Here is a 12,920-nt window from a genome sequence, read left to right on the forward strand (position 1 = left end):
TTTTCTTCAGAAATTATTAATCAGATATTCTATGGTTTTATAAATGCTATTCTATGTTGACATTATTTATATTATTTGTAATAATTAGATTGGTGTATACATGTAATATTGTGGAATTATTCCCACAAACACTATAATGCTTATAAATTCGACATAAGGGAAGAAGAAAATAAGAGGAGAAATGGTAAAATGGGAAAAAGAACAAAGAACACTAGTCAAATGAAGAGAATTTCAGAACATGTAATGTTAGCTACTTTAGCATCATCAATAGTGATGACACCAATGTTTGCTACTAAAGCTAGTGCATTAAACATTAATGCAAGTTCTGCATTATTACAAACTAAAGAAATTGTAAATCTTACACAAAGTGTATCTATATTAGAGAGCAAAGGATGGTTAGAATCAGCAAACGTAGAATGGCATCCTGTTGAAGGTGCTACTGGATATAATGTTTATTATAAATCAGAAAATGATTCTGACTCTGAATATAAAAAAATAGATGATAAATTAATTAGACAATATCAATCTTATTTTAGAGCTGATATTGTAGGTATTTCAGAAGGTAGTTATGTTATAAAAATAGTTCCTATAATAAATAATAAAGAAGCTAGTGAAGACGAAGCTGTTACAAAAGCAATTAATGTTAAATCACATACAAGAGAAGGATTTGCATTTTCTTCAGAATCTCCAATGGGGACAGGTTCAGGGGGATATAATAACGATGGAACTGTAGCTGATAATGCCCAAATAGTATATATTACAGCTCAAAATATAAATTCAGTAACAGCAGATGTTATAACTAATAAAAAAGGGACCAAAACTACATGTACAGGACTTGTAGATATTTTAGCAAAGCGTCAAAAGGGATATGATAAAAATCCACTTATCATTCGTATGGTTGGCGAAATCAAATCATCTGATATTAATGGACTTAATGGTAATGGATACTTGCAATTAAAAGGATGCTATAATGTAACTTTTGAAGGGGTAGGAGAAGATGCTACAGCATATGGATGGGGATTTCTTATTAGAGATGCCCATAATGTAGAATTAAGAAATGTTGGAGTTATGCTATTCCCAGATGATGGAATATCCTTAGATACAGACAATGAGAATATTTGGGTTCATAATAATGATATATTTTATGGGTCAGCAGGAAGCGATAAAGACCAAGTTAAAGGTGATGGATCTAGTGATGTAAAAAAATCAGATTATGTTACAGTTTCATATAATCATTACTATGATTCTGGTAAATGTTCACTTTGTGGAATGGGGGATAGTGAAGATTTCCATGTAACATATCATCATAATTGGTTTGACCATTCAGATTCAAGACATCCACGTATAAGAGTTGGAACAGTTCACATTTATAATAATTATTTTGATGGAAATTCAAAATATGGAGTTGGAGTTACAAAAGGTTCTTCAGCTTTTGTAGAAGCAAATTACTTTAGAAATTGTAAATATCCAATGTTAGCTTCATTACAAGGAACTGATATCTATAGTGATCCTGAAGGAACTTTTTCAGGAGAAAATGGTGGTATGATTAAAGCTTTCAATAATAAGATAGATGGAGCTAAGAGGCTTGTCTATGCAAACGAAGATTCTACTCAATTTGATGCATATTTAGCTACAACAAGAAGTGAGGTAGTTCCAAGTTCATATAAGACATTAGCAGGAGGGACAACTTATAATAACTTTGATGTAAGTTCAGCTATGTATGATTATGCGCCAGATGCACCAGAGAATGTTGAAAATAATGTTACTACTTATGCTGGTAGAGTTAATGGTGGAGATTTTGCGTGGAATTTTACACCAGAAGATGATACATCGGATACAGTAAATAATGAATTGATGAATAAGATTAGAAACTATAAATCTGATTTAATATCAGTTGGTGGCAAGTTGTTAGATAAATAATAGATAAAAAAATAAGGCTATGTTTTTAATTAAAGTTAAAAACATAGCCTTAATAAGTATTGTTCAATTAAGGATGGATTATTTTTATTAATGTAAACGTATATATGATGATTTGATTTAAAATGGAGGAGAGTTATGGGGAAAAATGTAAAAGCAAGCGATGAAAATGTTAAAGTTTTAGGAAGAACAAGGATTATAGATGGGATTAGATATATTAATTATTCTTGTTCTGGAATAGAATTTATGTTTACTGGAAGAGCAGTTAGTGTTGTACTATGTAGTGATTATTCTAAGTGGGATGAAATATTTAAAGGATGGGTAGCTGTTTTCATAAATGATGAATGTGCACCTAGCAAGAGATTTCCCTTAGAAAGTGATGAAGATATTTATAAAATCTTTGAATCAAGTATACCACAAACAGTTAAAATAAAATTAGTAAAAATGTCTGAAGCAGCATTTGCAAAGGTAGGTATAAAAGAAATAATATTTGATGGAAATATAAAACCTACTGAAAATAGATGCCGTTTAATTGAATTTATAGGAGACTCTATAACATGTGGATATGGTAATGAAGGCAATTGGAATATTGATGAGTTTAATACAGCTCAAGAAAATCCTTTTAAAGCATATGCAGCTAAAACAGCACAACATTTTAATGCAGATTTTAATTGTATTTCATGGAGTGGTATAGGAATAATATCATCATGGACAGAAGTAGATACTCCAAACACTGACTGGCTTATGCCAATGCTTTATAAATATACAGATGCTGGTTTAGATCAAAGTTTAGGAAATTCAGAATATGAACTTTGGGATAATAATTTATTTAAGCCTGAAATAATTGTTATTAATTTAGGAACAAATGATAATAGTTATACTAAAAACTTTAAAGATAGAATAAATCAATTTATAGTTGGCTACTATAAATTACTAAAGCAAGTTAGAAGTTGTAATCCTAATGCAGAAATAATTTGTTCATTAGGGGTCATGGGGCAAGACTTATGTCCAGCAATTGAAACTGCTGTTGTAACATTTATAAATCAAACCAATGATTCAAAGATTCATACAATGAGGTTTGAAGTTCAATCAGAAAGTGATGGCATAGGAACAGATTGGCATCCTAGTATAAAAACACACAATAAGATAGCTAAACAATTAATTCGAAAAATAGAATCTATTATTCAATGGAAGTAAATGTTAAAAAATGAGCTTTATGTTATTCTTTTAGTATTAAAAAATTAAATTTAATATCTTAATAATTATTATTTTATTTTTGCACATAATAATGACAAGCAATAATAATTTAAGTAAATTTAGGAGGTATTTTATGAAATGTTGTTTTGCAGATACTAGAAAAAGAATGAAAATTAATACTAATAAATGTGTGAATTCAAAAATTAAAAGAAAAACGTTAGAAAATATTGAAGACTACACAAATGAACCAGATGATGAAATTAGATGCAGAATAGCAAAACTAAATAAAGAATGGGATGTTGAAAAATTACTTCAAGCGAATGCAGGTGCTATATTGATATTCAGTTATATACTTGGAACAAAAGTAGATAAAAAGTGGTTTTCTATTACAGGAATAGTAGGAGGTTTTTTATTACAACATGCTTTTCAAGGGTGGTGCCCAGCCTCATCCTTGCTTAGACAATTAGGTATACGAAATTGTTCAGAAATTGATTTTGAAAAAGAAGTACTTAATAATTTACTTAAAGTGCATAGAGGGTAATATTTATAAAAAGGGGGATTTTAAATGGGGAAAATTCTAAAAGAAAGAAAGGATATAGATAAATCACTAACATGGGATTTGTCAGATATTTATAAAAGAGAAGAAGAATTTAATTCAGCAATAAGTGAATTAAGAAATATAACTTTAGAAATAGAAAGAAATTATAAAGGAAAACTAAATAATTCTAAAACAATTAATGAATGTTTAGAGAGATTTAGAAAAGTAAAAGAAATTAGAGATCTCACTATAATCTATTCAAATTTATCAGTTGCTGTTGATCATACAAATAATGAAAATCAAGATAGAGCTATGAAAATAATGAATGTAATATCTGATATAGATAGTAAGCTTAGTTTTATAAATAGTGAGATTATACAATGCGAAGAAAATATAATAAATGATGCTATAAATGAATCAGAAGAAAATAAATATTATTTAAATGAAATAAAAAGAAGGAAACCGCATGCTCTTCATCCAGATACAGAAAGAGTATTAGCTTCTTTAAATGGAATATTAGAATCACCATATAATATATATGAGAAAGCTAAACTTTCAGATATGCATTTTGATAGTTTTTATGTAGATGGAACTGAATATCCTCTTGACTTTGGGCTTTTTGAAAATGAGTGGGAATATGAAAATAATACAAAGATTCGTAGAGCTGCATTTGAATCTTTTTCATCTAAACTAAGAGAGTATCAAAATACTATAGCAGCTGCATATCAAACACAAGTGCAAAAGGAGAAAATAATAGCTAACTTAAGAGGTTTTGATTCTGTTATAGATAGTCTATTATTTTCCCAAAAGGTAGATAGAGGTCTTTATAATAGACAAATTGATTTGATAATGGAGAAACTAGCTCCTCATATGAGAAAATATGCAAGACTCATAAAAAAGATTCATAACTTGGATGAAATGACTTTTGCAGATTTAAAGCTTTCAGTAGATCCAGAATATGAACCAAATGTAACTGTGGAAGAATCTAAAAAATATATTGAAGGAGCACTATCTATATTAGGTGAAGATTATTTAGGCATGATAAAAAAAGCTTATGATGAAAGATGGATTGATTTTGCTCAAAATAAAGGAAAATCAACAGGGGCATTTTGTGAAGCACCATATGGAAGTCATCCTTACATTCTAATATCTTGGACTGAAAAGATGAGAGAAGTATTTACACTAGCACATGAACTTGGGCATACAGGACATTTCTATTTATGCAATAATAGTCAAAATATATTTGGAGTAGATGTATCCTTATATTTTGTAGAATCTCCCTCAACCATGAATGAAATGTTAATGGCAAATTATCTTATGAAAATAAATGATGAACCAAGATTTAGAAGATGGGTTTTATCTTCTATAATAGGGCGCACTTATTATCATAATTTTGTAACTCATCTATTGGAAGCTGCTTATCAAAGGGAAGTATACAATATAGTAGATAAAGGTGGAAGTATTCAAGCTACAACTTTAAATGAAATAAAAAGAGGTGTACTAGAAAAGTTCTGGGGTGATGATGTAAAAATAATAGATGGAGCAGAATTAACTTGGATGAGACAACCACATTATTACAATGGATTATATTCATATACTTATAGTGCTGGGCTAACTATAGCAACAGAAGTAAGTAAGAGAATTTTAAAAGAGGGAAAACTAGCTATAGATGATTGGAGAACAGTACTTAAAGCTGGAGGAACAAAAACTCCAGTTGAGTTGTCTAAAATGGCTAAAGTAGATATTACTACAGAAAAGCCTTTGCTTGACACAATTGATTATATTGGAAATATTATAGATGATATAGAAAAATTAACGAGAGAACTAGAGAATTAAAGCAAGGATGAAATATTACACTAAATATGAAATAAGATTGACCGTACATAAATTCTATGTACGGTTTTGGCATTTTTAAGCCAATGAAATACATAAAAAATTGTGATATAATAACCTCTATAAATTCAAGAAAAATAGGGGAAAAGTAGGGTGATTAATAATATTGGATAAATTTATAGAGAGCTACAATAATTGGTGTGAAAATAGTAATATTTTTGAGTGTTATGTAAAGAGTACAACCTTGGCTTCATTATCTACAGCAGATTTTAATGATATAGATTTTCATATGGATGAAATCAATAAAAATAATTTTGAGAAGCTAAAATCTAAAATAAATAGTGATTTGAGAAGTACATTTTTAATTAGTGATCTTGATCCAGAAGAAAATTTAGACTTTAGTATTATGTTAAATAATGATTTAGATATAAAGCCTATTTTATCTTTTAATCATATAGCTCATGACTATGGGCTAGTTGGTAATAACATAATTCATAATAAAATAGTTAATTATTCTTTAAATTTTAAGAATATTGAAAATGTAAAATCATATTGTTTTATATTAGATAATAGCAGATATAAAAATACTGATGACTATTTAAATCCACTTATATTTAATAATCAATATGAGATAACAGAAGAAGAATTGCCTCATGTTGAAGTGCTTAAAATGATGAATATAGATAAATTAATATTTATATATAGAAATAATATTAAAGAGGACATACAAAAATATTTAGATTATTTAAAAGAAGAAAAAATTGATATGACTTTTATAAATTTAGATAGTAAATAGGGGGAAAAAAATGAAAAACAAAAAAATAGTGTCTTTAACAATGGCAACTGTTATGGCTATAAGTGGAGGATCTGTACTTATGGGGTGTACAAATTCAAAATATGATGATTTTAAAGAAACAGTGCAAAAACAAGATAAAGAGGATGAAGAAGCTGAAAATGATAATATCTTTAGGGGGGGATATTATGGTCATTCATTTTTCTACGTTTCTGGTAGTGGTAATAGTCACTTTGATAAATCAACTAATACAGGATGGAAGAGTTGGTCAACTAAAAAATCTAGTGCATCAGCATCTGAGAATAAATATAGTTCTTCAAAGTCCACTAGTTTTACAGGTTAGGAGAAAAAGAATTTGGATAAGAGGTTTATAAACGAACTACTATTTAAATATCATATGGTTCATTCTACAAGAAATCATGATATTTTCACAAGAGAACCTTTTTATTTAGAAAATAGATATTATTATGATTTCAAAGAAACTGGTACAACTTTAAATAATCTTGTTATTAGAATCATAGAAGGGATAAATGATCAATTTAAAGATTTAGTACCATACATGCCTGATTTCCCATATAAAAAAGAAATATTAGAATTAAAGAATCCATTAGCACCATTACTTTGGACAAGATATGATGGATTTGTTAGAAATGATGGCACAGGAGTTTTTTATAGTGAGTTAAATTATGATAAGCCTTGTGCACAAAGAGAAATAATGATTATGGAATCTTTAGTTAATAGTGAAGATAATATAAATAATGGCTTTTTAAAAAAACTAAAAAATAATCTTTATAGCATTTGTGAAAGTTATTTCGAAGATAAAGAAAAAATAATCATAGCTCTATTATGTTCTTCTTCTAGACCAGAAGAAACCCATGTAATGATGCTGTTCAAAAGTATATTTGAAAATGAGAAATTTAAATTTATAGTATGTAATAACACTAATTTTCAATATAAGGATGATTCAATACATTCTTTTGGAGAAAAAATAGATGTGGTGATTAGATTATATCCTACAGAGTATTTAAAAGAAGTTAATTGTTTTTCAAAAATGCTTGATTTATTTCAAAAAGGAAAATTACTTTTATTAAATGACCCTAGAGTAATTATTGGTCAGTGTAAAAATCTTTACACTTATCTATGGAAATTAGTAAAAAATAATGATTCAAGATTATCCAATAAGGAAATGGAGGTAATAAGAAAGAGTTTACCTTATACTGAATTATTAGATATGAATAATATAAAACTTGCTATCCAGAATAAAGATAAGTGGGTAATTAAGCCAGTGTATGGCAGATACAGTATAGATGTATTTATAGGAAAATTATATTCAGATGAAGAATGGGCTGAATGTGTATCATATGCAATTCAGTGTATTCAAAATGGGAAGTATTTTATTTTGCAGGAATTTTGTGAGATAAGAGAAGATGTAATTCCATATTTTGATGGAGCTTTTAACTATAGAGAAAAAGCTTTTGCTAATTTAGGGGTTTTTATATCCTTAAAAGAGTATATAGGAACTTGTGTAAGAATCAATTCTACCTATTTAACTGAGGAAGAAGAAACATGGGTAACTCCAATTTTAAAAAGGAAAGAATATTTTAAAATTGCTAGTACAGATGTGGATTATAGAAGTTTTGTTGGTTCTTTATTAAAGCATGGATTTTGTGGGAATTACTCTAGAACTTCAAAATATATAAACACAAATCCTTTGATATTAGATAAAGAAAAATATGAAGAATTGAAATATCTTACAAATAGAATGGCAGAAATATTTAAAAAATCACAAAGTTTTGTTAAAAATAATATTTCATTATATAAGGATGTTTTGAATTTAGGTTATTTAGAAGAGATAATAAAGAACTCTAATACTGAAGAATTATGTTTACTTGGAAGAATGGATTGGATTTTAGAGAATGATGGAACATGGAAAGTAGTTGAGATTAATTCAGAAACTCCAGCAGGAACATGTGAAACTGCATATATAAATGAGGAGTTATTAAAAAAACTTGATAATAAATTGAATTTGATAAATATTAATAGTGATTTTAAAGAAAAGTTATTAAAGCAGACTAATAGAATGATAGAGGAATATTCAAAAGTTAAAAATATTAAAAGTGTTGCTATAGTAGGAAGCTTGTACTATGAAGACTGGTATACTATAAATACAATAAAGAATATTTTTAAAGAAATTGAAAACATCACTGTTACTTTAGGCAATATTTATGATCTAAAAGTTAGTAAAGATGGGGAAACAACATTATATGGAAATGAAGTTGATGCTATCTTTAGATATTATCCTTTAGATTGGTTAGAATATGAGGAAACAGAAGATTTAGGAAGACTGAGAATAGCTTTAGAAAACAATAAGGTTATTTCACTTAATAATACAAATAGTATTATATCTCAGAACAAAATATTCTTTGCTTTAATTTATGAACTATTGAAGTTTAATTTTTTTAGTGAAGAAGAAATTAAACTTATAGAAAAACATATTCCATATACAACATTAGAGTTTAAAGAAATAAAGACAAATGATTTCTTAGCAAAACCAATTTTATCAAGAGAAGGCAAGGGCATTGTCCTATCAAGAGATATAAAAAATATAGAGGACTTTGAAGAAGGATATATATTTCAGGAATATATATTTTCTCAAACCTTAAATAACAAGTATCCTGTGTTTGGAGCTTATGTATGTGGAAATGAATTTTCAGGATTATACACTAGAGTAGGTTCAGAAATAACTGATATATGCTGCATGTATGTACCTACCTTTGTAGAGGATAAATAATGGGGGGATAAATAAAAAAATGAGCAATAAAAAGTTGAGTAATAAAAAGTTGGCAAAGAAAAAGACTTCAAATAAGAAATATATTTTTATTTTTATAGCAGTAATCCTAATAGGAATCATTTTTTATAGTTGCACTAGGAACAAAACTTTAGAGTATCCTCCTTATACTGAAGAATATAAAGGTGAAGCTAATTTAGTTGATGTTGAAGGATATTATTTTTCAGAACTATATAATAGCTCAAAAGAAAAAACATATTATAGATTCAAGATTAAGGATTCTGAAAAAGAATCTGTTGATGTTGAGGTAACAGATTTAGATTGTTTTGTAACTTATGCTGATAATACGGAGGTTGATTTTAAAGATAAATTAGGTAAAGTAGAGTTTTATGAAAGAACCTATAATGTAAGTGATTCAGAGACTGTTAAGAGGAATATTTATAAGGTATATGCTCTTAAAGATAAAACAAAAGAAGTTTCAATAAATGAGTAAAGGGGAAAGTAGTATGATTAATATAAGAAAATTAAACGACTCTAATTCACAAGTTGAGTTTGCTGATATGTTATCAGAAGTAAATATATATGAAACATTATCAGGGTACGATAAATCAAGAGCAGATGTAACGGTAGAATGTGATTATTACAATACTATCAAAGTACTTGATAATAAATTAGTTTATACTGGAGATGGGTATAAACATTATATAAATTTAGATGATTTAACAGTAGTAACATTTAAAAAGTATAGTAGTGGATTTGATGCAAATAGTGAAACAGCATATCTTTATGATACTTTTTCTAGCTACAATTCAGAGAGAGCTGTAGAAGTGGAGTATTTTGGTAGAGTAGAAGAGATTATATTTGGAATGAACAAATTTATAGTTTTAGAAGACAATCAATATGTACATTTGATAAATACAAACAAATTAAGTGTAGTAGTTATTAAAAATATATAAGAAATAGTTTTAAGAAGAGGTAAGTAATTAAAATTTTACTTGCCTCTGATTTTTTTTTTTATTAAGTTAAAATTTGTATTATTGACACACGTAAATACATGGAGTAATATAATGGTATAGTCCAATTGGTATATACCAAAGAAGGGATATGAGAAGATGAAAAAGGTAGATAAAAGCTTAGATATACCACTTCATACACAATTATCTGTGATAATCAGAGATATGATAGAAAATGGAGAGCTAAGTGAAGGAAACTATTTGATGTCTGAAAGGGAACTTTGTAAAATTCAAGATGTAAGTAGAATGACTGTAAATAAGGCTATATTAAATCTTGTTAATGAAGGTCTATTAGATAGGAAGCAAGGAAAGGGAACTTTTGTTTCATATAAAAAGAAAAAGCATAGTTTTCAAAAACTTCAGGGTTTTAGTGAAATTATGAATTCAAAAGGTTTTAAGGTAAAAAGTGATATTTTAGAATTTAGCTTAGGCCATGAATCAGATTATATAAATGAAAAATTAAAGGTAAGTGATAAAAATTCTTTAATTTACAGGATCAAGAGGATTAGATATATTGATGGAGATTCTTTTGCTATAGAAATTGCTTATATACTTAAGGATATGTGTAATGACTTAACTAAAGAGTTAATAGAAGAAAATTCACTATATAATCTGTATAGAGATAGATATCACCATAAAGCAAAGAGAGCTGAACAAGTAATAAAACCAATTATGTTAGATAAAGAAAGTGCTGAGCTTTTAAATCAAGATATAACTACTTTAGCTTTAAAGATAGATAGAGTGGTTTATACAGATAAAGAAGAAGTAATGGAATATACTAGTTCCATATTTTTAAGTGACAAACATGAATATGAAGTGATATTACATGAAAATTAATCATGGAGGTGAAATATGAAAGCTATAGTTAATGGAAAGATAATAATAAAAAATGATATTTTAGAGAATAAGATATTGATTTTTGATGAAAAAATTATTGATATCTGTGAAGAAGTACCAAGTGAATGTAAAGAGATAATAGATGCAAAAGGAATGTATATATCACCTGGACTTATAGACATTCACATACATGGGAATTGTAATTCAGATACCATGGATAGTACAGTAGAAGCTATTGAAACCATAAGTAAAGGAATTTGCAAAAATGGTGTAACATCCTTTTTACCAACAACTATGACTATGGGGAAAAGTGATATATATAGAGCATTTGAAAATATAAAAGAATGTATGAATAGAAATATTTATGGTGCAAAAGTAATGGGTGTTCATATGGAAGGGCCGTTTATTAATGGTGGAAATAAGGGAGCTCAAAATGATAAATATATATTAAAACCTAATTTTGAGCTTGTAAAAGATTACATAGATATTATAAAAATAATAACATATGCACCAGAAGAAGATGAGAATCTAGAGTTTACAAAAGAGATAAAGAAAAATACTAATATAACTTTATCAATTGGACATAGTAGTGGAAATTACGAAATAGCCAAAAAAGCTATAGATTATGGAGTTTCTAATATAACTCACCTTTTTAATGCGATGACACCTATAAGTCACCGAGAGCCAGGAGTTGTTGGTGCTGCTCTTATGAATGGAACTTATTGTGAAATTATCGCAGATGAAGTTCATGTAAACAAAGAAATGTTTCAATTTGTATTAAATAATAAAGGAAGGGAAAAGATAGTTCTTATAACAGACAGCATGAGAGCAGGCGGAATGGGAGATGGTAAATACGATTTAGGAGGACAAGATGTATATGTTAAAGGTAACGCTGCAAGACTTAAGAGTGGAAATTTAGCTGGAAGCATATTGAAGCTAAATAAAGCAGTTTATAATTTCTTTAAAAATACTAATTTAACATTTTACGAGGCTATAAATATGGCATCTTTAAATCCGGCAAAATCTATAGGAGTGGATAATAAAAAAGGAAGCTTAGAAATTGGTAAGGATGCAGATATATCAATTTTTGATGAAGAGATGAATTGCTACCTTGCTATATCAGAAGGCAAAAAGATTTTTGAAAAATAGAAAGAGGTAAATATTATGAGAATATTAGTTTGTGAAAATTATGATGCAATGAGCAAAATGGCAGCTCAAATGATAGTAAGTCAAATAACATTAAATCCAAATTCAATTTTAGGGCTTGCAACAGGTGGTACTGCAGTTGGAATGTATGAAAACCTAGTTGAAATGCACAAAAAAGGATTAGTGGATTTTTCACAAGTGAAATCTTTTAATTTGGATGAATATTACAGACTAGATCCAAGTAATAATCAAAGTTATCGTTATTTTATGGATACAAATCTTTTTAATCATGTAAATATTAAAAAAGAAAACACAAAAGTACCAAATGGAATGGCTGATGATATAGAACAAGAATGTATTAATTATGATGAAAGTATAAAATCATCTGGTGGAATAGATATACAAGTACTTGGAATAGGAAATAATTCTCACATAGGATTTAATGAACCAACTGAAAATTTTGAAAATATCACACATATAGTAGAGTTAGATGAATCTACTAGATTAGCTAATTCAAGATATTTTAAAAGTATAGATGAGGTACCAGAAAAAGCTGTTACTATGGGAATAGGAACTATATTTAGAAGTAAAAAAATTATGCTTTTAGCAAGTGGAAAAAACAAGGCTCAAGCTATACATGATACTATTTATGGAGAAATAAGACCAGAAATACCATCATCAATCCTTCACCTTCACAAAGATGTTGTGCTTATATTAGATAAAGAAGCAGCAGGTTTGTTAGATGAATCAGATTATAAATTAGTTTAGAAAAAATAAAAGAATGAGTAGTCACGAAAACTAATTTCTATAATTCTGATTTAATATAATTATTAGATTCAATTGAATATTTCAGTTATA

12 protein-coding genes are annotated in these 12,920 nt (G+C 27.8%); all 12 read left to right on the plus strand.

The features are described from left to right. Positions 1–189 precede the first annotated feature (189 nt). The 12 genes from NNC19_RS20505 (at position 190) to nagB (ending at position 12,830) form a co-directional block, all read left to right on the plus strand. A complete protein-coding gene (locus tag NNC19_RS20505; protein WP_310940563.1) occupies positions 190–1,920 on the plus strand; it encodes a pectate lyase in 1,731 nt (576 codons plus the stop codon). A gap of 135 nt (positions 1,921–2,055) precedes the next feature. Then, complete coding sequence (locus NNC19_RS20510) at positions 2,056–3,114, plus strand: GDSL-type esterase/lipase family protein (protein WP_310940564.1); 1,059 nt, start codon at positions 2,056–2,058, stop codon at positions 3,112–3,114. A 133-nt stretch (positions 3,115–3,247) separates the two neighbouring features. Beyond that, a complete protein-coding gene (locus tag NNC19_RS20515; RefSeq protein WP_310940565.1) occupies positions 3,248–3,655 on the plus strand; it encodes a DUF2892 domain-containing protein in 408 nt (135 codons plus the stop codon). Between the two features lie 24 nt (positions 3,656–3,679). Then, the gene (pepF, locus tag NNC19_RS20520; RefSeq protein ID WP_310940566.1) at positions 3,680–5,488 is read left to right on the plus strand and encodes an oligoendopeptidase F; all 1,809 of its coding nucleotides are present in this window, start codon (positions 3,680–3,682) and stop codon (positions 5,486–5,488) included. A 163-nt stretch (positions 5,489–5,651) separates the two neighbouring features. Next, positions 5,652–6,281 carry a hypothetical protein gene (locus NNC19_RS20525; protein WP_310940567.1) on the plus strand — a complete coding sequence of 210 codons (630 nt, stop codon included), beginning with the start codon at positions 5,652–5,654 and terminating at the stop codon, positions 6,279–6,281. 10 nt (positions 6,282–6,291) lie between these two features. Further along, positions 6,292–6,621 carry a hypothetical protein gene (locus NNC19_RS20530; protein WP_310940568.1) on the plus strand — a complete coding sequence of 110 codons (330 nt, stop codon included), beginning with the start codon at positions 6,292–6,294 and terminating at the stop codon, positions 6,619–6,621. Between the two features lie 12 nt (positions 6,622–6,633). Next, complete coding sequence (locus NNC19_RS20535; protein ID WP_310940569.1) at positions 6,634–9,069, plus strand: glutathionylspermidine synthase family protein; 2,436 nt, start codon at positions 6,634–6,636, stop codon at positions 9,067–9,069. 19 nt (positions 9,070–9,088) lie between these two features. Beyond that, on the plus strand, positions 9,089–9,559 hold the full coding sequence (locus tag NNC19_RS20540) for a hypothetical protein (protein WP_310940570.1): 471 nt from the start codon (positions 9,089–9,091) through the stop codon (positions 9,557–9,559). A gap of 13 nt (positions 9,560–9,572) precedes the next feature. After that, complete coding sequence (locus NNC19_RS20545; RefSeq protein WP_310940571.1) at positions 9,573–10,022, plus strand: hypothetical protein; 450 nt, start codon at positions 9,573–9,575, stop codon at positions 10,020–10,022. A gap of 156 nt (positions 10,023–10,178) precedes the next feature. Then, positions 10,179–10,916 carry a GntR family transcriptional regulator gene (locus tag NNC19_RS20550; RefSeq protein ID WP_310940572.1) on the plus strand — a complete coding sequence of 246 codons (738 nt, stop codon included), beginning with the start codon at positions 10,179–10,181 and terminating at the stop codon, positions 10,914–10,916. 15 nt (positions 10,917–10,931) lie between these two features. Continuing rightward, the gene (gene nagA, locus NNC19_RS20555; RefSeq protein ID WP_310940573.1) at positions 10,932–12,065 is read left to right on the plus strand and encodes an N-acetylglucosamine-6-phosphate deacetylase; all 1,134 of its coding nucleotides are present in this window, start codon (positions 10,932–10,934) and stop codon (positions 12,063–12,065) included. A 15-nt stretch (positions 12,066–12,080) separates the two neighbouring features. Next, the gene (gene nagB / locus NNC19_RS20560; RefSeq protein ID WP_310940574.1) at positions 12,081–12,830 is read left to right on the plus strand and encodes a glucosamine-6-phosphate deaminase; all 750 of its coding nucleotides are present in this window, start codon (positions 12,081–12,083) and stop codon (positions 12,828–12,830) included. The last annotated feature ends 90 nt before the right edge of the window (positions 12,831–12,920 follow it).

The organism is Clostridium sp. SHJSY1, from assembly GCF_031626875.1.
Lineage (GTDB): Bacteria > Bacillota > Clostridia > Clostridiales > Clostridiaceae > Clostridium.